The organism is Priestia veravalensis (assembly GCF_001457055.1).
Taxonomy (GTDB): domain Bacteria; phylum Bacillota; class Bacilli; order Bacillales; family Bacillaceae_H; genus Priestia; species Priestia flexa.
The window spans coordinates 14,118-39,657 of the sequence record NZ_KQ758633.1 but is presented as its reverse complement, the minus strand read 5'-3'; the positions used below and the strand labels follow the sequence as shown (position 1 = coordinate 39,657).

General features: G+C 37.4%; 19 protein-coding genes. 14 read left to right on the top strand and 5 right to left on the bottom strand.

Translation table 11 applies throughout. The features are described from left to right. Nucleotides 1-4 precede the first annotated feature (4 nt). From AS180_RS05245 to AS180_RS05220, 6 genes are all read left to right on the top strand, one after another. The gene (locus tag AS180_RS05245; protein ID WP_062686514.1) at nt 5-1,450 is read left to right on the top strand and encodes a distal tail protein Dit; all 1,446 of its coding nucleotides are present in this window, start codon (nt 5-7) and stop codon (nt 1,448-1,450) included. After that, nucleotides 1,447-7,080 carry a phage tail spike protein gene (locus tag AS180_RS05240; protein WP_062686513.1) on the top strand — a complete coding sequence of 1,878 codons (5,634 nt, stop codon included), beginning with the start codon at nt 1,447-1,449 and terminating at the stop codon, nt 7,078-7,080. Before AS180_RS05245 ends, AS180_RS05240 begins: the two co-directional genes overlap by 4 nt. A 61-nt stretch (nt 7,081-7,141) precedes the next feature. Then, complete coding sequence (locus AS180_RS05235) at nt 7,142-7,429, top strand: hypothetical protein (RefSeq protein WP_025906985.1); 288 nt, start codon at nt 7,142-7,144, stop codon at nt 7,427-7,429. Nucleotides 7,430-7,507: 78 nt separating this feature from the next. Next, nucleotides 7,508-7,873, top strand: coding sequence for a hypothetical protein (locus AS180_RS05230; protein ID WP_025906983.1), 366 nt, complete (start codon nt 7,508-7,510; stop codon nt 7,871-7,873). A gap of 63 nt (nt 7,874-7,936) precedes the next feature. Continuing rightward, nucleotides 7,937-8,158: a BhlA/UviB family holin-like peptide gene (locus AS180_RS05225; protein ID WP_025906981.1), complete on the top strand. Its 222-nt coding sequence runs from the start codon at nt 7,937-7,939 to the stop codon at nt 8,156-8,158. 55 nt (nt 8,159-8,213) lie between these two features. After that, a complete protein-coding gene (locus AS180_RS05220; protein ID WP_025906979.1) occupies nt 8,214-9,242 on the top strand; it encodes a peptidoglycan-binding protein in 1,029 nt (342 codons plus the stop codon). A 376-nt stretch (nt 9,243-9,618) separates the two neighbouring features. Here the strand turns inward: AS180_RS05220 and AS180_RS05210 are convergent, their stop codons facing one another. Further along, a complete protein-coding gene (locus tag AS180_RS05210; RefSeq protein ID WP_025906975.1) occupies nt 9,619-10,194 on the bottom strand; it encodes a hypothetical protein in 576 nt (191 codons plus the stop codon). Between the two features lie 611 nt (nt 10,195-10,805). Between AS180_RS05210 and AS180_RS05200 the strand changes: the two genes are divergently transcribed. The 3 genes from AS180_RS05200 to AS180_RS05190 all read left to right on the top strand — a co-directional run bounded on the left by AS180_RS05200 (nt 10,806) and on the right by AS180_RS05190 (nt 13,092). Further along, nucleotides 10,806-11,981 (top strand): FtsW/RodA/SpoVE family cell cycle protein, encoded by a 1,176-nt coding sequence (locus tag AS180_RS05200; RefSeq protein WP_025906972.1) that lies wholly within the window; start codon nt 10,806-10,808, stop codon nt 11,979-11,981. A 93-nt stretch (nt 11,982-12,074) separates the two neighbouring features. Continuing rightward, on the top strand, nt 12,075-12,470 hold the full coding sequence (locus tag AS180_RS05195; RefSeq protein WP_025906969.1) for a hypothetical protein: 396 nt from the start codon (nt 12,075-12,077) through the stop codon (nt 12,468-12,470). Nucleotides 12,471-12,531: 61 nt separating this feature from the next. Then, on the top strand, nt 12,532-13,092 hold the full coding sequence (locus tag AS180_RS05190) for a VanZ family protein (protein ID WP_081801794.1): 561 nt from the start codon (nt 12,532-12,534) through the stop codon (nt 13,090-13,092). Between the two features lie 258 nt (nt 13,093-13,350). On the opposite strand, the gene AS180_RS05185 is transcribed toward AS180_RS05190, so the two are convergent. The 3 genes from AS180_RS05185 to AS180_RS05175 all read right to left on the bottom strand — a co-directional run bounded on the left by AS180_RS05185 (nt 13,351) and on the right by AS180_RS05175 (nt 16,255). Then, nucleotides 13,351-14,178 carry a hypothetical protein gene (locus AS180_RS05185; protein WP_025907621.1) on the bottom strand — a complete coding sequence of 276 codons (828 nt, stop codon included), beginning with the start codon at nt 14,176-14,178 and terminating at the stop codon, nt 13,351-13,353. Between the two features lie 215 nt (nt 14,179-14,393). Continuing rightward, on the bottom strand, nt 14,394-15,662 hold the full coding sequence (locus AS180_RS05180; protein WP_035319851.1) for a membrane protein: 1,269 nt from the start codon (nt 15,660-15,662) through the stop codon (nt 14,394-14,396). Nucleotides 15,663-15,748: 86 nt separating this feature from the next. Next, complete coding sequence (locus tag AS180_RS05175) at nt 15,749-16,255, bottom strand: antibiotic biosynthesis monooxygenase family protein (RefSeq protein WP_025907622.1); 507 nt, start codon at nt 16,253-16,255, stop codon at nt 15,749-15,751. A 196-nt stretch (nt 16,256-16,451) separates the two neighbouring features. Between AS180_RS05175 and AS180_RS05170 the strand changes: the two genes are divergently transcribed. The 5 genes from AS180_RS05170 to AS180_RS05150 all read left to right on the top strand — a co-directional run bounded on the left by AS180_RS05170 (nt 16,452) and on the right by AS180_RS05150 (nt 23,070). After that, a complete protein-coding gene (locus AS180_RS05170) occupies nt 16,452-18,587 on the top strand; it encodes a transglycosylase domain-containing protein (RefSeq protein WP_025907623.1) in 2,136 nt (711 codons plus the stop codon). Nucleotides 18,588-18,779: 192 nt separating this feature from the next. Then, complete coding sequence (hemE, locus tag AS180_RS05165; protein WP_025907624.1) at nt 18,780-19,823, top strand: uroporphyrinogen decarboxylase; 1,044 nt, start codon at nt 18,780-18,782, stop codon at nt 19,821-19,823. A gap of 95 nt (nt 19,824-19,918) precedes the next feature. Next, a complete protein-coding gene (hemH, locus tag AS180_RS05160) occupies nt 19,919-20,866 on the top strand; it encodes a ferrochelatase (RefSeq protein ID WP_025907625.1) in 948 nt (315 codons plus the stop codon). A 72-nt stretch (nt 20,867-20,938) separates the two neighbouring features. Then, on the top strand, nt 20,939-22,375 hold the full coding sequence (gene hemY, locus AS180_RS05155) for a protoporphyrinogen oxidase (protein WP_025907626.1): 1,437 nt from the start codon (nt 20,939-20,941) through the stop codon (nt 22,373-22,375). A 122-nt stretch (nt 22,376-22,497) separates the two neighbouring features. Next, nucleotides 22,498-23,070 carry a TetR/AcrR family transcriptional regulator gene (locus tag AS180_RS05150; RefSeq protein ID WP_025907629.1) on the top strand — a complete coding sequence of 191 codons (573 nt, stop codon included), beginning with the start codon at nt 22,498-22,500 and terminating at the stop codon, nt 23,068-23,070. Nucleotides 23,071-23,106: 36 nt separating this feature from the next. Here the strand turns inward: AS180_RS05150 and AS180_RS05145 are convergent, their stop codons facing one another. Beyond that, complete coding sequence (locus AS180_RS05145; RefSeq protein ID WP_025907631.1) at nt 23,107-25,251, bottom strand: peptidoglycan D,D-transpeptidase FtsI family protein; 2,145 nt, start codon at nt 25,249-25,251, stop codon at nt 23,107-23,109. Nucleotides 25,252-25,540: the final 289 nt, after the last annotated feature.

Sequence of the window (25,540 nt, the reverse complement as noted above, 5' to 3'; positions counted from 1 at the left end):
TTGTATGGGAATGATGTTTAATGGTGAACGCAAACCCTATCTAAAGGTATTGAAAGGAAGGGAGCGTCCGGCTTGGGCGCCTCTGAAACGAAATTTATTAACAGTTCCGAATCGACCAGGTGCACGTCCTAAAAGCACCGATGTCGAACCTAGACCACTAGCTGTTCCTATTGTCATTAAAGGAGTAGATTTAGCAGACTTGCAAAAAATCAAAGAGGACTTAGCCGCATGGCTTGTGACGGATGAGCCATGTCCTTTGATTTTTGACGATGAACCAGACCGTATTTATTACGCTTACGTTGACCAAAGTATTGATTTTGAGGAAATCGTAAAACTAGGGATGGGAAAGCTGAATTTTATTTGTCCAGATCCTTATAAATACTCAAGTGTTTCTAAATATCAGCATTCCATCATTTCTGAAGGTATGTCACTTGTTACACCTTTAAATAAAGGGACAGTCAAAGCAAAGCCTATCTTTGAGATACAAGTTGACAATGACTATACACATATTGATATTTCAAATGGTGATCAAATTAATCGTATTGGTCGGATTGTGAATCTTGAAGAGTATGCTGCAGCGCGTGAAGAACTGGTTTTAAATGATAAGTTAACCTCAGCGCTTGGTTGGGCCAAAACAGAAGGGTCAGTTAATATCGATGGACGAGCTACGGGTGACATGAAATCAGACGGTTATCGGTTTATCGCTGAAAACTTCGGAACCATGTCAGAGGGCTGGCATGGGCCTTTTTATAAAAAGACATTAGGCCAAACCTTAACGGACTTTCGATTAGAGGCGATACTTGAGCTATTAAATACAGGAGAGGACAAGTTTGGGAAGGTTGAAGTGTATCTCTTAGATAACAACAACCTTCCTGTTTGTTCAGTCACTATAAAAGATGTTGATTCCGCAGGGAAGCGCATTTATGCGAATGTTCGACTAGGTGGCGGTGACATTGGCTTTAAAGATGTCATTAGTACACATGGTGAACAAGAGAGCACTTTTTGGAACTTCTACGGTATGCTTCGAATTGAAAAAGTAGGAGAACGATGGACAGGCTATGTAGCTAAAATTAATAAAGAGACAGGTCAACACACAGCTCGTGCATTTGAATTGTTTCATGATCGTGAAAAGCAGTTTTTACGACAACCAACCCAAATTGGCATTTATATTGCACAATACGGCACCCGAAAGGTGCCTTCTTTGCGTGCGGATGATGTTCGAGTCTATAAAATGAATTCGTTAACGGAAAATCAAATTCCGTATGTCGTGCGTGCTGGTGATGTTGTAACCTTTGATCATCAAAGTGAAAACATTTTAATTAATGGTGAGTCGCGTATGGATTTAAAAGCGTTTGGCGGTGAGTTTTTTCACCTTGAACGCGGTGATAATGTCATTATGACAAGTCCAGCACTTCCAACAAAAGCCATGTGGAGGGAGCGATTTAGATGATTCATGTGTTAAACAGCCAATCAGATCATATCGTTGCCTTTTTAAGTCATGGCTTAGAAGCAGCTACACATACAAGGAACAGTAATTTAGAAGAAGTTCTCACCTTTTCCTGGCCGGCTATTGATGAAAAGGCAGCTTTTATCCTGCAGCGCAATAGAGCTGTTATTGAGGATGAGGACGGTCAATATCGAGAATTTATCATTGATGCTGCAGAAAAAGACGGTGATGTACTAGAAGTTACAGCAACCGCCTCTTATTTAGATTTAAAGAAAGCCAAAGCCATTGCACCTATTACCTTAACGGGCCAAACAGCAGCGACAGCTACCTCGTATGTATTAGTCGGCACAGAATGGGAGCCAGGGGTTATTGAGCATGCTGGTGTGCGGAAGGTTGTCTTTGATAAGCACATTAATCCTTATCTAGCTTTACAACAACTTGCCTCAGAGTTTGGTTTAGAGCTTGTGTTTCGTGTTGAAATTAGTGGCAACCGCATTGTTCGTCGTGTTGTTGATTTAGTGACTCGTGTTGGGCGTTTTAAAGGGAAAGAAATTGTCTTCGGTAAAGACCTACTAGGGCTAGTTCGAAAAGAAAAGTCAGATGAGATTGTCACAGCACTTTTATGTCTTGGGCCAGAAAAAGAAGACGGTACGCGTATAACGACGACTGTCGAAGATGAAGAAGCACGGCAACGCTGGGGGCGTAATAACCAGCATCTATGGGATATTTATGAGCCGGAGTCTTCTGACCAAGATATGACGGTTGAACGGCTCAAATCGCTTGGTGAAACTGCTTTAAAAAAACGCATTAATAGTGTTGTAGAATATGAGATTTCACAAGGTGATTTAGAGTCTATTCCTGGTTATGAACATGAGCAAGTTCGCTTTGGTGATACGGTCCGTATTAAAGACCTTCACTATAAGCCCCCTTTGTATATGGAAGCACGTACGATTTCTGTTGAACGTGATTTACTAGATCCATCTGAAAAAGAGTATGTTCTTGGTGAGTTTATTGAATACACTGAGCGTGACGTATTAGCCGAATTTGATGATTTTAAGAAGAATATGCGTATACGTATTATCAAACAACCAACGCCTCCACAGGGGGCTTATAACGTTCTCTGGGTGGATACATCACGACCTGTTCATGTGTTGCATACATGGGATGGGGTGCAATGGCGCAAAGTCACGCCAACAGAAGCCAGTGAGGTCGGTGCTGAAACGCCTCAAGGTGCTCAAGAGAAAGCAGATAACAGTCGTGATGAAGCAAAAGAGTACACGGATGGTAAAGTGGTTGAAATTGGAGAAACCATTGAACAGGTTCAACAAGACGTATTTAACCGAGAACGTGTGATTAAAAGGCAACCGACTGAACCTGTTAATCCTCTATACGGAGACTTATGGGTGGATACAAGTGATCCATTACAACCCATGTACATGTGGAATGGCACAGAATGGCGTGCACTTGGTCCAACGAATGCAGATGAAATGGGTGCGGTTCTAAAAGAAGAATACGAGCAAAAGGTTCAAGAAATCATTGCGGATCTAGCCAATAAGGTACCAAATGAAAATTACTCTTCAACAGTCCAAGAGATTATGAGTTCACTAGATGGAAAAGCTGGTTTAGAGTATGTGAACGGTCAACTTTCTTCAAAAGTAAATGCAGGAACCGTTTATACCAAAACAGAAGTTGACAACGCATTGAATAGTCGTGTGTTGACGACCACCTATGAAACAGATAAAACGGGTATTGTGCAGCGTTTAGACAGTAGTGAAAACCGGTTAACAGTTAATGAAAAAGAGATTGGGTTACGTGCAAAGCAACAGGCTTTAGATACTGTGTCCCAACGTGTAACGTCAGCTGAACAAGCTATCGTGTTGCAAGATGGAAAAATTGAGCTCATGGTAGAAAAAGAAACATTCAACAACCTAAAAGGAACAGTTGAGAGCTATGGTACACGTATTACACAGGCAGAAAGCAATATCAACCTAAAAGCAGAAAAGACAGCTTTAACTACAACCAATCAGAACGTTTCAAACGCTTTGCAGTCCATTACAAACCTTCAGACGGAAATCGACTTAGCGTATGAACAAATTGCGTTACGAGCGAAACAAACCGACTTTAACACATTGTCAAATCAAGTTTCTAGTCACCAAGCTCAATTAACCGTACAAGCTAATGAAATTGCTTCAAGAGTGACACAAGATCAATTTAATGCTCTTTCTATTGGTGTACGTAACCTGGTCTTAAACTCGACTTTTAACAAAGGTTGGGATAATTGGACAGGTGTAAGTGGTGGGTTTTCTATTGTGAGCGCTGAGGCAGATAAGCCTTCAAGTAAGATAGCAAAAGTTACTACTTCGGGACTTTCAACAATCTCTATAAAGTCAGCTTATGCAAACACTTTCCTTGCGAAGAAGGGTGATACTATTACAGTATCAATGGATATAAAGGTTACTGACTTTAATCAATATGATGAAAAGAAGCCATTTATATTCGAGTTATTAGATATTAATAGAAACCGTGTTGAATATAAAGATGTTTCGCTAACTGATATGAATATTACTTCATTGCCTAACAATGAATGGGTTAGGGTTGTATATGTTCATAAAGTCCAAAATAGCTCTGTTGTTTACGGTAGAGTAAGATTGTCTTTATTTAAAAATGGAACAGTATTTTACCGAGAAATTAAAGCGGAATATGGAAATAAAAACACTAGCTGGACAGAAGCTCCAGAAGATGTTGACGAAAAGATTAATGGCTTAGATGGACGTATCTCGACAGCAGAAACAAATATCAGCCAAACAGCTACTGAGATTAAGAGTCTTGCAAAAAAGAGTGAATTAGATACTGTAAGTGGTCGCCTGGATACAGCAGAGAGCACGATTAGCCAGCAAGCTGCAGCTATTGCTCAACGTGTAACATCATCTACATTCACACAAGAAATTACAAATACGAAATCGTATGCTGACAGTAGCGCTCAAACAAAAGCAAATACGGCCGAAACAAACGCCAAAAACCATGCAAATACAAAAGCTAGTACAGCAGAGGCAAATGCAAAGAGCTATACAGACGGAAAGATTAGCACGGTTACAACACGATTGACATCTGCAGAGAGTCTAATTACGCAACAAGCAACTGAAATTCAGCAACGTGTAACCCAAACTCAATTCGACTCTCTTTCGATTGGTGGAAGAAATTTACTAAAAGGAACGAAGGATTGGTCTGGATGGACAAAAGGTGGAGGTTCACCATCTATAACGAGTCAAACATTTAAAAACTTTATTGTTCAAGAACAAATAGGGGATTGGAATTATTATTATCTAAATCAGTCCGAAATCGAACCTTTAGAAGCAGGGAAAGAGTACATTGCATCTGTATGGTTAAGAGCGTCAATTAATGAAAATAGCATATGCCCATACTTTACTAGCGAGACCAACTCGCAAGGAACGAATGTAATATTAAACACGTTGAGGGATAACAATGGTGATTATAAAGTTACTACAGATTGGAAGCTTTATACAGCAAAATTTGTTGCAATAGGAAAGCCTATGCAGGCAGGTGGATTAAGGGTTGAAGCTAATGGATTCGGCTCTTCTGGGGCAAAATTGCAAATTGCAGGTTTGAAATTAGAAGCGGGAAATAAAGCGACAGACTGGACACCAGCTCCTGAAGATATTGATGCACAAATCAATAGCGTAAGTACACGAGTCTCCACAGCGGAGTCAACTATCACACAACAAGCTGCTTTAATCGCTCAAAAGGTTTCTACAACTGATTATAATGGAAACACAATTGCTTCTAAGATTGTACAAACATCTACAGCTATTGATTTAATTGCTCGAAATTTAAATTTAACAGGACTTGTAACGTTCAATTCTTTTAATTCTGATGTTCAAAATAAAATCAATTCAGGTACAACAGCCAAAACAACTCTTGATTCTAAAGCTAGTATTTGGGACGCAAAAGAAACTCCTTCAGGCGCTCAATCCAAAGCTGATGCTGCTAAAAACAGTGCAATTGCTGTAGCTGCAAGTGATGCATCTACAAAAGCTAATAATGCAGAAGTAAATGCTAAGAATTATGCCAGTTCAGCTGTTAGTACAGTGAACGATTGGCGAGTAAGTGGTAAAACCACGATAAATGGTGGAAAGATTGAAACTAATACAATTACTGTACGTCAAATTGCTGTTGGAGATTTTACGAATTTGTGGCCTAATCAGAACTTAGATCCTAAAATCGGCAGTTTTGGTTTGCCAGCTATTATGAATGATACACATAACTATTATTCCATCCCTCTTAGTAGTCGTGACCACATTGCTCATGATATACCTATACACATGATAGCTGGTGATGAGTTTTTAATTACAGCAGATGTGTATCGGTATAAAGGTAGTGGAAGCTTGCAAGCTGGTTTTTGGGAAGGAAAACCCGATGGGAGTAATACTTCCAGTCCATGGCGAATGAATTCATGGGAAACACCTGCTCCTTATCAGCAATGGACTTCTGTGGCATGGCATCATAAAGTAACGGATTCCACGACATTTCAAGGGAAACCATACTTTCAAATTGACCAACCCTCCAGTGGTGGAGATACAGGCTATATGATTCAAAATATAAAAATCATTCGCAAACACACTGGAAAAATGGTGGTTAACGGTACAATCTCAGCCGAAAAATTAAACGTTAATAATCTTTCTTCAATTTCTGCTAACTTAGGGGTTGTAACAGCTGGAGAACTACGAAGTGTTATCATCCGAGCGTCTACCTTTGATACCTTGAGTGGGAGTGTTATTAATATTGGCAGTGGTGGTGCTGGGATTGATTTATATGACGGTTCATTCCGTCTAAAACAATCAGCTGGTCATTATTACTCGATTAACAATTCAGGACAGCATATCTTCTGGCAGGGTTCAGATCCGTTTATTCGTATTCAGAAAACACAAGACGCTGATTCTAACCCTGCTGTTCAAGGGGCCAGAGCGCAGCTTGTCTTTTTAAAAGACCGAACGGCTGTATATGCTCGTAATGCAGCCAATACGGATTATGCTGATTTTGCTGCGAATGAGTTCCGAGCGATTGGAAAGTATGTCAGCATTGCGAATGGTAATTTAGAGTCTACAACAGGCTATATGGCTGTCACTGCTGCTACTGAAAACACAGGCTCTACACAGCATGTTTATTTGCGTCCGAGTGGTTCGGGTAGTGTGCACGTACTTAGAAATACAAGTTTTAACATTGATAGTAGTAGTCCAGATTACCGACCAATTATTGTGCAAACAGTGGGTACACGTTCAACGTCTCTTTCAAAGACGAATATTCGAGAAGTAGATTTCAAAGCAACCTCTTTATTAAAAGATGTAGATGTACATGAATACCACACTATTTCTGATGTCGTTGGTGGTAATTACTTTGATAAGAAAATAGGGTTCATCACGGAAATGACACCTTCTCTTATGAAGTTTGAAAACAACATTGATTTATATACAACACTGGCTCTTGTGTGGAAACAAAACCAAGAACAGCAAGAGGAAATTGAACGCTTAGAAAAAGAGAAAAATGATATACACGATGTGTTAGGTGTCTTAATCCAAGAAGTTGACGCATTAAAAAAAGCTGTATCTGCAGTATAAAGGAGTCCCTGTTAGGGGCTCTTTTTTATACCCATAAACGAAAAAAAGGTGGAATTTAATCATGGAACAAAACCAAACAAATCAAACACAAGCGGTACAAGTTAATTCTGATTTAATTATTCAGCAATACCAAGAAGAACAGTTTCGCTTGAATACAGAGCTAATGAAGTACAAAGCGTATTCTCGACAGTTAGAAGGAACTGTTATCCAACTAGATCAAGAAGTAAAAGCTGCAGAAGAGCGTCACCAGAATCAAGTGAAAGAAACAAACAAGTTCAAAAATCAGTTAAAAAAGCAGCAAACAAATAATCGTAACAATACAAAACAACATGGCCAATCCAAGCGCTAAATAAATGTGTTTGAATGCGTCTATAACTATGCTGATGACGTTAAACTGCATAAGACCTAATCAAGGTGGAATGCAACAATGGAAGTACAAGTGAAAATGATTAACGGATTAAACTTTGAAACGATTATCGAGGAGTATAATGCACAAATTTTAGCCGAAACATTAAACAATCAAGAGTATTCAATGGTCATTATTGGTGACGTTATTGCACAACGTTATTCAGTTGTTCGCGTTATGACAAAAGTAGAGAATCCTGAAGCAAATGTTGAAATTACATTAAATGATAATACGGTTATTAAAGTGTATGTAGAAAATTATAACCCTCTAGTAGTCTTACAAAGCATTAATAGTGCTGGTGGCGGAATGGTGTCCATTGGTGAAGTTGTATTGCAAGCTTCCCAAATTGTGCGGATTATGAGAATTAAACAGGAAACAGTAGCTTAATAGATAACAAACAAAAAGAGGGGCTATTGCCTCTCTTTATTTTTATAAAAGGGTGGGGTAATTATGTTTGAAGAGCAAGTTTGGAATACACTTCTTCAAAATGGGCCATTTGCAGCATTATTTATTTGGTTATTATTTAAGGTTACAAAGGAATCAAAAGAGCGTGAAGATCGTTTAATGAGTCATGTGGAGCGTACCACAGATACGTTGCAACGTATTGAACAAAGTGTGACAGGTATGCAAGATGAAATTAAGGATATTCGTGAACAAATAGAAGGTCAATAAGTCACTGTCTCTGCAGTGGCTTTTTATATACCTAAAAACAAGGAGGAGAAAGAGAATGACTTATAAATTTCAACAGTTACCACAATTGGTTGATAAGCGAGGAAAACTACCAAGCAAAGGTTCTTACAATAAACGTGCAAATGGGGTTAAATCCATTACAACTCGTGTGTGGCATCACTCTTTAACAAAGTTATCTGCAGGTGGCTCGAACATTGTTTCCTTTGCTAACTTCCATGTAGGCACAAATGGTTGGCCCGAAATTGCATATCACCTAATCATTGATCCAAATACAATTATCAATGGAAAGGCTGCTATTTATTATTGTGTAGACATTAGTAAGCGTAGTTACCATGTCGGTAATAGTAATACAATTGGACTTGGTATTTGTGTTATTGGTGATTATCGTACAGATAAATTAAGTGTGGCTGCCATTGCATCCATTATTGACTTGCGTAATGCCTTAATTAAAGACGGTATTGGGAAATACGATAAATCGCATAATGAAATGCCAGGGTACTCGTGGAAAGCATGCTGCGTATATGATTATAACAAAGCATTTAAAGACATCTTAGAAACAATTGCACCTGGAGCAAACCAAAAGCCTTCGTTGCCACCGGACTTATATACAATTCAAGAAGGTGATACATTCTGGTCAATTGCTGAAAAAGACGGTCCAGCAGGAATTACAGTCAATGATTTAATTGCTGCTAATCCTGGTGTAGAACCAACAAAGTTAAAAGTTGGTCAAACCATTAAATTAGGAAAAGCACAGCATGCGTACACACTAGAGCCAGAAATACCTAAACAGCCGCAATCAGCTTATCAATACCCATTACCTTCAGGAGTACTTAAAAAGGGCGCACGTGGAGAATCTGTACGTCAATTACAATCGGCTTTAGCTGCATTGCATTTTTATCCCAACAAAAATGCAAAAAATAATGGCGTAGATGGTGTTTATGGTAATGACACAGCTGATGCAGTTAGACGTTTTCAGTCTGTGTATGTACCCAGACAAGTAGATGGTGTTTATGGGGCGAACACAAAAAGTAAATTAAAAGCTGTTTTAAAGTCTAAAGGTTATTAAAAACCAAAACAGGAGCTTTATAACTTAGCTCCTGTTTTGGTTTGCTTTTCATACAGTCTATACAATTAATCTAGTTTAAAAATAAACATAAAAATTATAAAGTGAATTATTATATAGGTTCCATATAACATAAAAATATTAATTTTCAATCTTTCGCATAATTTTCTTAATTTTAATGAAAGATTAACTTTACTAATTAAAGCTAGTATTACTATAAAGAAAACTAATGTAGACGCCCATCCAATATAGTTATTATTGATATATTTTTCAAAAAAATCGAACATTCTTAAAGAGACTGTTAGTACAACAAAAGTTAAGAAATTGTCATACTTTCTATTGGGTTTTACTACTTTGTGTTCATAGGAATTCTGCATTTTCATTTCTTCCATTTAGCAGTGACATCATAATATTGTACAGATTTTGGGGATGTATAGTTACTATTTTTGTAGTGAGCTAAAGTTTCATAATAGCGCCGTTGTCCTGAAACGTAAGAAGTAGAAACCCATGCACCTACATATGTGGGCCCTATAGAACTAGCCCAGCCTTGTATTTTACCTAAAGTCCAAGAACCAAAGACAGCTGATGCAATCTTTGTAGGAGCTTTTGAAACAAGATAAGCTACAATTAATTCTGCTGCCCATTTTGTTGTTGTATTTTTATATGTTACGTATTTAGGAGATATTACTGAAACATAACCTAAACCAGAGTCAGCACCAAAAGTAGTAAATGTCGGTTCAGGTGAGACAGCATTATTATACAACCCTTCTAGTTGTTCTTCAGACATCTGAACATTTCCAGTAAACTCAATATCTTTGTAGATATAAGTAAACTCTTGCTGTTCACTTTCATTAGCAACGATTGTTTCTTCTTGCTCTTTACTTTGTGCAGCAATCGGTGTTGCTGATCCTAATATTAAAGTTGAAGCTAGTGAATATGTAATTATTTTTTTCATTTCTTGCCATCCTCTAAAACTTATTATATTTATTACATATAATTACATTTTAGTATATTTTATCATGTAAATATTATTGGTAAACAGTTAATTTCGAAAAAATTAATTATTTTTAATAATTAACTCTACTGATATGAATGGAGTTAGTATTAAAGATTTAAAAAATTATCTTAAAGTGATAAAGTTAATGTAATGTAAGAATATTTTTAGGCTCGCAATGATTAAAGGTCTAGGGTTTACATCAGTGAGTAGATTGTTTAAGAAATAAAAATACGTATAAAACGTTAACTCAAGCTTTAAAAACAGAAGAATCTTATAATATAGTTTCGAGGTGTATATGTGAAGTCAAAAAAAATAGTAAATGAAAAGGTAATTACTGAAATATCATTGTATTTTTTACTAATATTAATGATATTAGGTTGGTATTTTGATAGTGCATTTTTATATGAAATATGTACTATAGTTGTGTTTATTTCTTGTATTTTACATGGTATCTATGATTGTCTTATAGCAGATAAGCTAAAAAGAGGTATTATTACGCTTGCTATAACTCTATTCTTCATAATTATTTTTATGTTCATATGAAATTATAAAAAACATTAGGAGTTAATATGTTTAAAAAAATTTTAAAATGTTATGATTACAAATTTATTTTTGCTATAGTCTTTCTGTGTTTAATTGGATTGTTAATGGTATATAGCTCTAGCATGATTACAGCTATAACACGATATGGTGTATCAGCAGATTATTTTTATCAAAAACAAAAGATAGCATTGATTTTAGGACTTTTAATTTTTTGCATCACTTCGTTCGTACCTTACAAAATATATAGCAACAAAAAGCTTTTACAATGTTCTCTACTGATTGTAATTATGCTCCTAGTTGCAGTATTAATATTTGGTCATACAGCTGGAAATGCGCAAAGCTGGTTTAAAATTGGACCATTAACAATTCAACCTTTAGAAGTTACTAAGTTAGTACTTATTATTTATTTGGCGGCTGTACTTTCAAAAAAACAAAGTTATATAAATGATTTGAAACGTTCTATTATGCCACCTGCGATGATTGTTTGTTTGATTTGTTTTCTAATAGCTCTCCAGCCTGACTATGGTGGAATTTTACTTATCTTAATTACGTGTGGATCAATTGTTGTATGCTCGGGTATAGAACTTAAAACAATTTTAAAGTTAGTATTACTAAGCATAATAATTATGTTCATTGTATTACTAATACTATTAATAACAGGAAATCTGGACATTATATTTTCACCAGTTAGATTAGGTAGATTTACAAGTTTTATGAATCCATTCGAAGAGGAATTAGGTAATGGATACCAACTAGTTAATTCTTATCTTGCTATAAGTAATGGAGGGATTTTAGGAAGCGGTCTTGGACAAAGTATACAAAAAGCTGGTTATTTGCCAGAATCACATACTGATTTTATTATGGCTGTTATTGCTGATGAATTAGGGTTTTTAGGAGTAGTGGTTGTTTTATTCCTTTTGTTTTTTATAGTATTTCGAGGTTTGAAAATATCAATTCAATGTCAAGATAGCTTTGGAGCACTTCTTGCTGTAGGTATATCAGTTATGATTGGTATTCAAGCATTTGTTAATTTAGGCGCAGTAACAGGGATTTTACCTATAACAGGTGTTACCTTACCTTTTATTAGCTTTGGTGGATCTTCTTTGGTTTTACTTTTAGGCTCTATAGGTGTAGTAGTAAATATATCTATGTTTAATAGATTTGAAAAAAAATATAAATATAAGCGCTTAGAAGTGACTTGATAAAAAAAACATATTTACAAAAACATCCCTTTAATGTAATATAATAAAAGTCTTTTTTACTATATTATATTACATTAAAGGGTGGAACAAAAAATGAAAAAAGCCAAAAAGATTTTAAGTTCTATTGTAATTATTTTTGCAATCTTAATTCCAGGAAGCTACGTATTAGCAGGTAGCAGCTCTTATACCTCAACTTATAGCATGACTGGAGGAGTTTTTGGTAGATGGATTAAAGCAGACAGTACTCCAACGGCAACTGTTAAATTAAACCCTTCATCAGGTGTTAATGATGCTAAAATCACAATTTTTTTACAAAAGAAATACAAAACTTCATACACAGATGTGGCTAAAAAAGCTGTTTCGTCTACAGTTGGTTCCTCTACGGAGCTAACTAAAGATAAAAGTGGCTCTGGAGAGTATAGAATCTATTTGCGAAATTATTCAGGCCTTCCTATGAGAGGGAGCGTTTCTATAAAATTAACATGGTGATATGAAAATAAAAACAAAATTCCTATCGTTGGAATTTTGTTTTTTATATTTAAATTTTTTAATGGAAGGGGAAAATATGACTCAATTATTAAGAGCTTTTGGTGGTTTTATTCCATTTTTTCTTTTAGTTTCTTTTATTGTATTAACAGTCTTTATAGCCATAAAGCTATTAAGAAATAAAAAAAGTAATAAGAAATTTTCATTTAGGGAGTTAGTAGTTGATTGCGGAATTATTATATCATTGATAGCTGTTTTTTTTGTTACTAATTTTTCTACTCTTTTACCTGGCATTGTTGTTTTTGATAGACAATATAATTTTGTACCTTTTATTGACATATATATTATGTTAAAAAATTCTGTTAGTTTAGACTTAGTTTTTAGAAACATCTTATTGAATATCTGTTTATTTGTACCTTTCGGATTCTTAATAACTTTTAAAATACAAAATAAATTATTAAAAGTTACTTTATTAGGATTCCTATTATCTTTTTTAATGGAGTTCTTACAATACGTTGTTCCAAGAGGTAGAATTGCAGACATTAACGATATCATAACGAACAGTTTGGGAGTTATTATTGGATATCTCTTAGCTAAACTATACCAAAAGATTTCAGCATTATAGTTGCTTTTTTAGAAATTACATGAACATTAAAAGAAGGTAAGTTATCCCTCCCTTGAACACAAGGGGAGGGGTAACTTGTGTTATGTGTTATATACTTTATGATGATAATTGTAATATTACTTGTTTTTTTAGTAAAAATCATTAAAATCTATTTTCCTATGGCTTTTGACTAACTCCATTAAGATTATTTTGATAGGGGCTATGACTTGAATTTAAAGTACTTTAATGGTGTTTAAACAAAACACGCAAATGATATATTTAAATATATCGATTCATAAAGTTAGCATCAAAATAGAGCTTATCCATCACATTATTTACAATGCCGTTAAAATACCCAAATAGATTATCAATCTTAGCTTCTTGTTTAACCTTCATCACAAGTTCTTTCACAGCTTTTAATCCAACAGTTAACTCTTGTTGTGGAGTGAACGCACGTTCTTCTGTCATATGATTAATAACACGGTTGCATTGCTTCACAACCTTCCACATTTCTGAGATTGTGGAGGACTCATTGTAAAAGCAGCTTACTAGATCAGCAAATTGTTCTGGTACCCAATGAGGCACAAAGTTTGCTTTGGAAAAAGAATTAGCAACTTTAGGTGTTAAAGCGCACGTTCTATTACGTTTATTATTAATATTTTGTTTTAAAGAAGGAGTAGTTGTTTTAATGGCCGGACACTTCTTGGACTTTTCAATAGGTGTCTTGTCGGACATTTCTTCAATTGGCTCAATCACGATGGCATTTGATGTTTGTAACATGTCTTTACTGCGTTTCATTGGAACTTGTTTAATCACCTTTAAATCCTCAAGTTTCTTCATTAAACGCTGCACAGTTTTATAAGATACTTCTAGTTTAGCTGCAATGGTATTCTTATTCATATAGCTCACACCTAATTGTTTACAGCTATGGCGTTTTAAAAGCTCTAGTAATGTGATAAGTCTTGCACGTACGTCTGCACGCTTAATAGACGTACATAGCATATCTTTATACGTTCTAACTGTTTCGTTCATTTCTTTAAGATCTGTAAATGTAGAAAGGTTGTTAAATGATTCTTCACTTGCAATAACTTCAATTCGTTTCTTCATAGGGTCCTGTCTCCTTTTTAGAAACAAAAAGCAACGATTCACCAGTGATAGCAAACCGTTGCTAATGAACCCTGTAATGTATTAAACTACATTTAAGAGTACAGCAAGTGTTTGCCTATCCTCAGTAGGCGGACGGTATAAAAAGTGCGCCAACACTTTTTATACACGCTGTGCTTTTTTGTTTTTAGTAAGCAGAAAGACTATATGTATATTATTTATGGTGGAGTACCGCCGCCAACCCAGATGCCCGCAACTTGCCCTAAAGCAGTCAGCGTAGCAGTACCGCTGCCAATTGCAGTAGCAAATAGTTGAGAAATGGATCCTACAAGCGAAATTCCTGAAAAGCCGGAGCCATCTAAGCCGGTAATCGCACCGATGGTCATGACGGTCACAGCAGCAATCTGTTCATTTAAAGGAACAACGGAAGAAATGGCTACGCCAAGGTCATTTACAATTCCGTGAGAACCCTTTGGTAAAAAGTCTCCGATAATACTCGTGAATCCCGCGTCACCTAAGTAGAAGAAGGCAGCAATAGGAATGACCGGGCCAAATACTTTAAATCCAAACTGAAATCCTTCAATTAGGTAAGACGTTGTTTTTTCTAACCCTTTGTTTTGGTGTCCGATGATGGAGATAATCATTAAGATAAAAAGCGAAGTGCCTCCAATTAAAGCTGTTGCATCCCCACCTTGCAAGTTAAACGTAAACATTGCCCACACATTTAAGGCAAATAGTATTGGAATTAAAAGTGCAAGGATTCTTTTCAAAACAAGAGGCATCTGCACCTTTTCGGTATTTTCAGCTGCTTCAATAAGAGGAGAAGCTTGAACTGGAAGTGTACCGTTCTTTAAATCTCTCTTTAAAAAGATAAAAGCCGTAACGGTTGTGACAACGCCCATTGTAATCACTAATGGAACGCTTGCTTGAATAACATCTGAAACGGGTAATCCTGCTGCATCCGCAGTGAGCTTTGGTGCTGCTTGAATGACAAAATCCCCAGAAAGAGCAATACCGTGACCAAATAGATTCATGGCCATTGCGACACCAAGCGCTGGTAACCCGGCTCTTAATGCAACAGGTAATAAGACGGCGCCTAACAGCGCAATGGCTGGAGAAGGCCAGAAAAAGAAGGAAATGATCATCATGACAAGTCCAATGACCCAATAAGCGAGAGTAGGTGTCTTAATGAAGTGAGCAAAAGGAGAAATCATCATGTCATTGATGCCCGTTGTAATAAGCGCTTTACTCATGGAAACGATAATTGAAATGATTAAAATAGTAGGCAGCAACTCTGTAATAGCATAGATAAAACTGGAAAACACGCCGCTAATCGATCCTGTTAGAGAAGAAGTAGCAGTGAATGAAAGAAGAAAGATACCAATAATACAAATGATCGTAGTATCCCGTCTAATAATCATGAATCCTAAGATAAGTAAAATAAAAGAGATGTATATCCAATGAAGAGAAACGAGGTCCATTCCCATAAAAAATCCCCCTATAGTTCAGTGTATAGTATCATATGAATGGGTGTTTTCATATGACACTGACCTAGTAGAGAGATTGGGGTATTTTAGTGGATAACATGATAGCTTGTGACGTAAGAAGGTCTTAGAAAAATAGCTGGCTGTTTATCTACTCCTTCTGATGTTCCGCGCTTTTTATGAGCTTGGTTATAGGCTTGAGACGCTTGCCAATCCGTAAAGGCTTTTTCTTCTTCCCAGGCAGTTAAAATAATATAGGTATCGTTGCTTAATGGACGCAAAACGCGAATCGCAGCAAAGCCGGGCTCTTTTTCAATTAAGCGGGCACGTTGATTAAATCTACTTTCAAATAAAGGACGTCCTTCATCTGTAACCGCAATGTTGTTCATCACCACATATTTTCCATCTGCAATCGAGCCTACGTAATCTAGCACTTCATAATTGTGACCTTCTTTAAATATTGTTTCACCAGTTGTTTCATGTAAAAGGCAGCCTTGGTCGCCTTCTTTATGAAGTAAATACAATTTTTCTTCGGGGTGTTGTTCTTTTAAGTGCTGTAAAAATTCAACAGTTCCATATGTAATAAAGAAATTCATTTTTGAACACTCCTTCTTAATTGGAAAATGCATACATTTTAAAGAGATTAATCATACTAAAATTATAAAATGTTAAACAAAAAAATACAAAAATAGATGCTCGTCCTTTAAGATGATATTGACAGGCTCATGCTTTCTTCATATGACCGCCGTACTACATACGCTATTATGCAATGAAAAGAAGAGAGGTGGTAGCATGTACAAACGAGCACTTTATATATTCTCTATCGTAGCAGGTATTTTATTATTTGCTCTGATTGGGTATATTATGATTTTGTTTTTTGGGAGCTATGTAATTGATGAGAAAAAATTCGTCATGAATTCGGCTACAAAGTTGGTTGACCAAAACGGTGATGAGATTACGAAGCTATATGTAGAAAATCGCGATCCGGTTTCAATAGAAGAGGTGCCAAAACATGTGCAAAACGCATTTGTTGCAGTTGAAGATGTCCGTTTTTATGAGCACCACGGCATCGATGTAAAAGCAATTGGGCGAGCGCTATATAAAGATATTTTAGCAGGTAGTAAAGTAGAAGGTGGAAGCACACTGACGCAGCAGCTAGCTAAAAATATTTTTTTGACAAATGATAAGTCATGGCTTCGTAAAACAAAAGAAGTAATGGTAGCTATTAACTTAGAGCAGCGCTATAGTAAACAAAAAATTTTAGAAATGTATTTAAACCAAATTTATTTTGGACACGGTGCTTACGGGATTCAAGCTGCATCTCAACTGTACTTTAACAAAGATGTATCAGAGCTTACCGTAGAAGAAGGAGCTCTTCTAGCTGCACTCCCCAAAGGTCCAAATTCGTATTCTCCTATTCTTCATCCAGAAAAGAGTATTGAACGGCGAAATGTGGTTTTAAACTCGATGCAAAAAGCGGATTTTTTAAGTGCAGAAGAGGTGGTACGACTGCAAGGACGTACGCTTAGTTTAGACGTACAGCAAAAAACGAAAAATCCTGCTTATTTAACCTATATTGATATGGTGATTGAAGAAGCAGCGGAAAAACATCATATTTCAAGCGATGATTTATTAAGAGGCGGATATACGGTAACTGTTCCGATGAACAGGGACTATCAGGAAACAGCTTATGAATTGTTCCAACAAGCTGCTTATTTTCCAGGAGTGGATGAACAAGCCCAAGGTGCTTTTGTATTAATGAATCATCGTACGGGCGGCGTTTTATCCGTAATGGGTGGACGAGACTACGTTCAAAAAGGATTAAATCGTGTAAAAGTAAAGCGTCAACCAGGTTCAACGATGAAGCCTTTAGCGGTTTATGGACCTGCTTTGCAGGAAAGCCTTTATAAACCGTATTCTCTCTTAAGTGATAAGAAGCAAAACTTTGGGCAATATAAGCCCCAAAATATTAACGGGCAGTATGCAGGAAAAGTTACAATGTATGACGCAATTAAAGACTCCAAGAATATTCCAGCGGTTTGGACCTTAAACAAGCTAGGAATTTCGACTGCAAAAGCCTATTTAACAAAGCTGGACATAGAAACGGAAGACAAGGGTCTATCAATTGCATTAGGAGGATTAACAGAAGGAGTTACGCCTCTTCAGCTAGCATCTGCCTATAGTACGTTTGCTCAAGACGGTGAAAAGAAAGAACCGTACTTTATTTCAGAAATTAAAGACCAAAACGGTGACGTGATTGCTAAGGCAGAGCAGGGTACTACAAACGTATTTTCAAACCAAAACGCATGGTATATGACGAAAATGCTAGAAGCTGTTGTCAAAGATGGAACAGCATCGGTAGGTAAGTACGAAGGAGCGCTGGCTGGGAAGACGGGATCCACTTCTTATGCTGGGGTGAAAGGAGCAACGCGTGATGCTTGGTTTGTTGGCTATACGCCAAGTGTAGTGGGAGCCGTTTGGATGGGATATGATCGTACGGATAACCAGCATTACCTTACAAAAGGTAGCTCTTATCCAAGTCAATTGTTCAAAGATATTTTGACAGAGGCAAAGCAAGAAACAGGTAAAGTATTTAAAAAACCAAAAGGCGTCAAAGATTTACCTGACCCAATCAGGCTGCCAATTATTAACTCGCTCCAGCAAGAGTTAACATTTCAACCATTTGGACTGCTGACGGTTAATCTAACGTGGGAACCTTCAGAAGATAAGCGCGTTGTCTACTATGTTTATGAAAAGCAAGGTAGTGAACGAAACGTAATTGGAAAAGTGAAAGGCAAAGGCTCATATGAAGTAGAACGCATAAATCTATTTAAATCACCAACGTACTACATCGTTCCCTATAATTCGCAAACGAAAGAAGAAGGAATGCCTTCTAATGAGGTAACACCAACATTATTTAGCGATTAAATTGTTATAGTTAGTCGATTTTTTGACATTTTGAGCAGGTGTCTATACAACGGATACAGAAATGAGTATAGTGACAAGTAGAGAAAAGAGATAAACCGCAGTTTTTATCAAACTGCGGTTAGTATTGAGGACAAGTTAGATTAGGAAAAACAAATAGTACTTGAGACGAACAGATAGAGAAAGGTGGAAGCCATGAGTCAACAACTGATGAATGATACATTTTTAAAAGCATGCCGAGGAGAAAAGACGGATCATGTACCAGTTTGGTATATGCGTCAAGCAGGCCGTTCTCAGCCGGAATACCGTGCTTTAAAAGAAAAGTATTCACTGTTTGAAATTACGCATCAGCCTGAATTAGGAGCTTATGTGACGCGCTTACCAGTTGAGCAGTACGGAGTCGATGCAGCTATTTTATATAAAGATATTATGACACCGCTTCCTGCAATTGGAGTGGATGTTGAGATTAAAACAGGTATTGGTCCTGTGATTTCAAACCCAATTCGTTCAATGCAAGATGTTGAAAACTTAGGGTATATTACGCCTGAAGAAGATGTAGCCTATGTATTAGATACAATCAAGCTTTTAACAACGGAGCAGCTGAACGTTCCTTTAATTGGATTTGCTGGTGCACCTTTTACAGTAGCTAGCTATATGATTGAAGGCGGACCTTCTAAAAACTACAATAAGACAAAAGCATTTATGTATACGGAGCCAAAAGCTTGGTTTGCATTAATGGATAAGTTAGCGGATATGACAATTACATATGTAAAAGCACAAATAGATGCTGGAGCAAGAGCTATTCAAATCTTTGATTCATGGGTTGGCGCGTTAAATGTAGCAGACTATCGCTACTTTATTAAACCAGTAATGAATCGCATTTTTACAGAGCTAAAAGAAAAGAATGTGCCGCTTATCATGTTTGGCGTAGGAGCAAGTCACTTAGCAAAAGAATGGCACGACCTTCCGCTAGATGTAGTAGGTCTCGATTGGCGTATGCAAGTTCAAGAAGCACGAGAGCTTGGCCTAACTAAAACGCTACAAGGTAATTTAGATCCAGCAATTTTACTAGCTCCTTGGGAAGTTATTGAAGAACGTGCAAAAACTATCCTTGATCAAGGAATGCAGCAAGACGGCTATATCTTTAACTTAGGACACGGTGTATTTCCACAGGTTAATCCTGAGACGTTAAAAAGGCTTACTGCTTTTATTCATGAATATTCAATAAATAGACAATAAATTGTCAAAAAAAACGGAGCCTTATTTTTTGTCTTTTTATTTTTGTTCGTGAGAAAATGTAGAAACAGACGAATTCTAACAAAGAGGTGTAAATCATGAGTAAAAAAGTCATGGGATTACTCGTAATGGCTTACGGTACCCCATATAAAGAAGAAGATATTGAAAGATATTACACGCATATTAGAAGAGGAAGAAAGCCATCTGCTGAAGCGCTTGAAGACTTAAAACAGCGCTATGAAGCAATAGGTGGTATTTCACCTTTAGCGAAAATCACCGAAGAGCAAATGCGATGTCTTGAGCAGCATTTAAATGAAATTCAAGATGAAATTGAGTTTAAGGCTTACCTTGGTCTTAAGCACATTGAACCATTTGTTGAAGAAGCAGTAGAACAAATGCATAAAGATGGGATTAAAGAAGCGGTTAGCATTGTGCTTGCTCCACATTTCTCAACGTTCAGTGTGAAATCTTACAATGGTCGTGCAAAAGAAACGGCTGAAAAGCTAGGTGGCCTGGTTATTCATTCAATTGAAAGCTGGTATAAAGAGCCTAAGTTCATTAATTATTGGGTCGAGAAAGTTAAACAAACGTTTGATTTAATGTCAGACGATGAAAAACAAAAAGCTGTACTTATCGTGTCAGCTCACAGTCTTCCAGAGAAAATCATTGCAGCTGGAGACCCTTACCCGAAGCAACTACAGGAAACGGCAGACCTTATTGCTGAAGGTGCGGGAGTTAGCAATTACGAAGTTGGCTGGCAAAGTGAAGGAAATACGCCAGATCCGTGGATTGGTCCAGACGTACAGGACTTAACACGTGATTTGTATGAGCATAAAGGATACCGTTCTTTCGTATATACACCTGTAGGATTTATTGCGGATCATCTTGAAGTGTTGTACGATAATGATTATGAATGCAAGGTTGTGACGGATGAATTAGGTGCAAACTACTATCGTCCGGAAATGCCAAATGCTAAGCCAGAATTTATTGATGCATTAGCAACAGTGGTGTTAAAGAAATTAAATAACGAATCTGAAAATCAATAAAAATAGAAGAAGCGAGCTATGACCCTAGCCGCTTCTCTTTCTATTGAATTTTAATGAAAAGGCGATGATTACATGACGGAAGCAAACAAAAAGATTGTTATCATCGGTGGTGGAATAACAGGTCTTTCAGCTGCCTATTACTTACAAAAAGTAATTAAAGAGAAAGGCTTGCCGTATGAATTTCAATTAATTGAAGCAACCCATCGATTAGGAGGGAAAATTCAAACCGTAACCCGTGATGGTTTTACAATTGAAAGAGGTCCCGATTCCTTTTTAGCACGTAAATTACCGGGCTCTAAGCTGGTAAAAGAAGTAGGATTAGGGGATGATCTTGTTCATAACTCAACCGGCCAGTCTTACGTATTGGTGAAAGAAAACCTTCATCCAATGCCAGAAGGTGCCGTAATGGGCGTGCCAACAAAGATTTCTCCTTTTGTGACAACGGGTCTATTTTCTCCGATTGGTAAACTGCGCGCCGCTGCCGATTTTGTTATTCCCAAAACAAAGCAAGAAGGTGACCAATCACTGGGCATGTTTTTTAGAAGACGCTTAGGCGATGAGGTTGTTGAAAACTTAATTGAGCCTTTGCTTTCCGGCATCTATGCAGGAGACATTGACCGTTTAAGCTTAAAATCAACGTTTCCACAGTTTTTACATGCAGAGCAGCGACATCGAAGTTTAATTGTCGGTATGAAGAAGTTTAAAGAACTTCAGCCTAAGCAAGCGGAGGATGCTAATGCAAAAAAGCAAGGTGCTTTTTTAACGTTGAAAAAGGGCCTGCAGTCGCTTGTTGATGCAATTGAAGAGCAGCTTGATCCGTTGGCGGTCGTCAAAGGAGTTAAAGTTGAAAAAGTAAACCGTATGGGTGAACGATATGATTTAACATTGAGCAATGGAAAAGAGATTACTGCCGATGCAGTCATTATCACTTCTCCTCATTTCGCTGCTCAATCGATGTTGTCGCACTATCCAATATTTGAACCACTTCGTGAGATGCCGTCTACTTCTGTTGCTACAGTAGCGATGGCTTTTCCGAAAGAAGCAGTGAAAGAAGATATTAACGGTACCGGATTTGTTGTATCTCGCAACAGCGATTATACAATTACGGCTTGTACGTGGACTCATAAAAAGTGGCCTCATTCCACTCCAGACGGTAAAGTACTACTACGCTGCTATGTGGGAAGAGCAGGAGATGAGGCAATTGTCGATCAGTCCGACGAAGAAATTGTTCAAGTGGTATTAGAGGATTTAAATCGCATTATGCAGATTACGGAAAAACCAGAATTCTATGTGGTGACGCGATGGAAAAAAGCAATGCCTCAATACACGGTTGGACATCAAGAGCGTTTAGAAGAAATCAATCAAGCTATTGAAGAACAGCTGAAAGGTTTATATCTAGCGGGAAGCTCTTATGAAGGACTTGGGTTACCAGACTGCATCGAACAAGGTGAGAATGCAGCGAAGCAAGTCTTGAAATATTTTCAAGCAGAAAAAGCGGAGCAGAAGTAAACCTGCTTCGCTTTTTCTGTAAAAATTCTCATGGAGTTGCGTCGGCTGACAGGTTTATGCTATAGTTACAACGTACGAATTGACCATAATGTTCATTTGGTCAAAAAAGAGGGGTGTATCAATTGGCAATTGATCGAAAGCAATCGGTGCTAGACGCAGCGTCAAAATCGTTTTCACTGTTTGGCTATAAGGCAACGACAATGGACCAAGTCGCTAAAATGGCGAATGTTGGAAAAGGAACTATCTATACGTTTTTTAAAAACAAAGAAGAGCTTTTTGATGAAATTGTGTCTAGAATGATTCGAGATATGCTGCAACAAGCAGAGTCAGCAATCTCTTCTGAGCGCACGTTTTTTGAAAATGCTCAAGCTGCTATTTATCGCATGCTCCAATTTCGAACAGAGCATCAGCTTATGCTCAAGCTCGTTCAGGAACAGGAAATGGGTACGTCAGCTGTAAAAGACGTGTTGGTACAGGTTGAAAACGAAATTTTGACGTATATAAAAAATAGAATTGAAGCAGCCATTGCAAAAGGTGAAATTCAAAACTGTGACCCAGAAGTGACGGCGTTTTTACTCGTGAAAATGTACATTGCGTTAGTTTATGATTGGGAAAAACAGCATAAGCCGCTATCTGAGCAGCAAATTGGTGAACTAATTGAACTGTACTTTTTGAGAGGGTTATTTACTAAATAAACAAAAGCCGGACTTCATTGAAGTCCGGCTTTTTCGTTAATCATTTGTTTGGTTATGTTCTTCTTGTTGCTTTTCTTTCTCACCTAGCTCTTGTTCACCTTTCTTCTTTAAGTCGAAGTAAGCGCGTAGAGCCGCTTGACCTAACTGTCTATTTAACGCATGTCCAGGGCCTTTTACGTAAGAAGATGGTACAACAACCGCCATTGCAACCTCTGGATTATCGTAAGGTGCGTAGGCAATTAAGTTAGAGTTACGAACGGCTACCCCTTGGTTGTAAGTCTCAGCTGTTCCTGTTTTGCCGGCAGGCTTATAGGGCTCTGAACTAAACTCATTTTTTGCAGTTCCGTTTGTCATTACGCGGCGGAATCCAGCTTTCACAGCATTGATTTCTTCTTGGCTCATCGTAATTCGGTTTAATACTTCCGGCTCAACGGATTTTTGTACACTGCCTTTAAGCTCCGTATCAAGTTCAGGCTCACGAATTTCCTTCACAAGCTGAGGCTTTAACCGGTAGCCGTTGTTGGCGATAGTAGCTGTATACTGAACGAGCTGTAGAGGCGTATACGTGTCATACTGACCAATTGCCAAATCGAGCGCTTTACCAGGTAAAGAATAGTCACTTCCAATCATCCCTGTAGTTTCGTTGTCTAGCTCAATACCTGTTGAGACGCCTAGACCAAACTGGCTGTAGTATGAACGAAGCTGATCCCACGTTTTTCGAGGAATATTAAGAGCACCATGCGGTACATAGTTTTCACCAGCCATGCTTAAAACGGTTTTATACATGTATACGTTAGAAGACTGTTCTAACGCGCGACCGATGCCAGCAGATCCAATCGGGTGAGAAGACTGCTTCTTGTCACCGCCTTTAAAGTACATCGGTGAGTCATAAAATACAGTGCCTAAGTTAATAGCTCCTGAATCCAATCCGGCTAAAATGGTTGCACCTTTAACGGTTGACCCCATTTCATAAGAGGTAGTAATATTACCGAGCGCAAAGTCTTTTACTTCTAATTTGCTACTTTTGTCATTGTAAACAAGCTGCTTCCCGCCCATAGCTAAAATTTCACCAGTATGTGGATCCATCATAATAATAAATGCACGATCTAATTTGCTAGTTCCAGGTTTGGCTGCTTTTGCATTTAGCAATCCGTTAGTCAGAATTTCTTCAATTTGTTTTTGAAGCTCCATATCAATGGTTAAGACTAAGTCGCTACCACGTTGACCTTCCGATACAATTTTTTCTTCTAAAATGTTTCCAGAGCGGTCAGTTACGTGCTGAATGCGGGCTTTTTGTCCACGCAGTACGTTTTCATACTGCTTTTCTAAGTAACTTTTTCCGACGCGATCATTTCGGCTATAGCCGTGTGATAAGTAGTATTGTAAATTCTCACGCGGCAGTCCTTCATCAGCGGACGTAATGTTACCGAGTAGCGTACTTAAGAGACTGTCATATGTATACATACGGTCCCAATAGGTTGTCACATCAACGCCAGGTAAAGTAGAGAGCTGTTCGCTAATAACGGCCATTTCTTGGTCGTTTAATCCACTTTTTATAATTTGAGGCGTTAACTCATAGCCAGTTTCCATTTTACTTTTAATCGCGATGACTTCTAAATCATCTTTTAAGGTATTGAGTTCTTTCTTAGTGATGCGCTTTAGCTGTAGAGGATAAAGGTCTTCTTCTTTCAATTTTCCTTGTTCTACTTTCTTCAAGTCGCTATCCGTAATCTTTTTCTTTGCTTCTTCTGGATTTGTTGCAATCCAATAGTCTTTCAAGTCACGCTCAGTGAGCTTAACGATATTTTTATCATCGCTTTTTTGGTCCTCATCGCCAAACACATTTGTTGTGACAGGAAGATCAATTATTTTAGCTAATGATTTTGCAATCTTTAGCTTTTCTTCTTGTTTTACGCCTTTTAAGCGGGTGTAAGTAACCGCGTTTAAAGGTTTATTGTCCACGATAACACGATCGTATCGGTCGAGCATTTTTCCTCTTGGTACAGGCGTATTAACCGTGACGTCCTCGGTTTTTTCGACTTCGCGTTTATAGCTTTCACCATGAACGATTTGGACGATTCCAAGGCGCAAAATGAGAACAGAAAATAGGATAAATACAATAAAGAATAATATATTGATGCGTAAAGAGACATGATTTCTTTTTCTTTTCTTTTGTTTCATATAAACACCTTCACTTATTGAAAATAGAGCTATCAATCTACTATCTTACATCTTAACATAATTATGTCTAAATTTGTTATTAGGTGGAATAGTTCTAAGAAATTAATCGCATCTAATTTTTTGCATTATCACAATCTGGGAAAAAAGGTTTGGGTTATTAGTCGTTTGAAATAGAGTTGGAGAGTGAAGAGCGCACGCAATGAGTAGTGATTTTTACTTAGGATTGTTCGATTTCCACGGGGCTAGTGTTGAACTTCCTCGTCACTGCGCTCTTGCGGAATTTCAATCT

Bases quoted from the DNA above. Each gene is read 5' to 3' on its own strand.
- AS180_RS05145 (WP_025907631.1), bottom strand. From the start codon at position 25,251: ATGAAACAAAAGAAAAGAAAAAGAAATCATGTCTCTTTACGCATCAAT.
- hemH (WP_025907625.1), top strand. From the start codon at position 19,919: ATGAGTAAAAAAGTCATGGGATTACTCGTAATGGCTTACGGTACCCCA.
- AS180_RS05210 (WP_025906975.1), bottom strand. From the start codon at position 10,194: ATGAAAAAAATAATTACATATTCACTAGCTTCAACTTTAATATTAGGA.
- hemY (WP_025907626.1), top strand. From the start codon at position 20,939: ATGACGGAAGCAAACAAAAAGATTGTTATCATCGGTGGTGGAATAACA.
- AS180_RS05175 (WP_025907622.1), bottom strand. From the start codon at position 16,255: ATGAATTTCTTTATTACATATGGAACTGTTGAATTTTTACAGCACTTA.
- AS180_RS05180 (WP_035319851.1), bottom strand. From the start codon at position 15,662: ATGGGAATGGACCTCGTTTCTCTTCATTGGATATACATCTCTTTTATT.
- AS180_RS05220 (WP_025906979.1), top strand. From the start codon at position 8,214: ATGACTTATAAATTTCAACAGTTACCACAATTGGTTGATAAGCGAGGA.
- hemE (WP_025907624.1), top strand. From the start codon at position 18,780: ATGAGTCAACAACTGATGAATGATACATTTTTAAAAGCATGCCGAGGA.
- AS180_RS05225 (WP_025906981.1), top strand. From the start codon at position 7,937: ATGTTTGAAGAGCAAGTTTGGAATACACTTCTTCAAAATGGGCCATTT.
- AS180_RS05170 (WP_025907623.1), top strand. From the start codon at position 16,452: ATGTACAAACGAGCACTTTATATATTCTCTATCGTAGCAGGTATTTTA.
- AS180_RS05185 (WP_025907621.1), bottom strand. From the start codon at position 14,178: ATGAAGAAACGAATTGAAGTTATTGCAAGTGAAGAATCATTTAACAAC.
- AS180_RS05240 (WP_062686513.1), top strand. From the start codon at position 1,447: ATGATTCATGTGTTAAACAGCCAATCAGATCATATCGTTGCCTTTTTA.
- AS180_RS05190 (WP_081801794.1), top strand. From the start codon at position 12,532: ATGGAAGGGGAAAATATGACTCAATTATTAAGAGCTTTTGGTGGTTTT.
- AS180_RS05235 (WP_025906985.1), top strand. From the start codon at position 7,142: ATGGAACAAAACCAAACAAATCAAACACAAGCGGTACAAGTTAATTCT.
- AS180_RS05230 (WP_025906983.1), top strand. From the start codon at position 7,508: ATGGAAGTACAAGTGAAAATGATTAACGGATTAAACTTTGAAACGATT.
- AS180_RS05195 (WP_025906969.1), top strand. From the start codon at position 12,075: ATGAAAAAAGCCAAAAAGATTTTAAGTTCTATTGTAATTATTTTTGCA.
- AS180_RS05200 (WP_025906972.1), top strand. From the start codon at position 10,806: ATGTTTAAAAAAATTTTAAAATGTTATGATTACAAATTTATTTTTGCT.
- AS180_RS05245 (WP_062686514.1), top strand. From the start codon at position 5: ATGGGAATGATGTTTAATGGTGAACGCAAACCCTATCTAAAGGTATTG.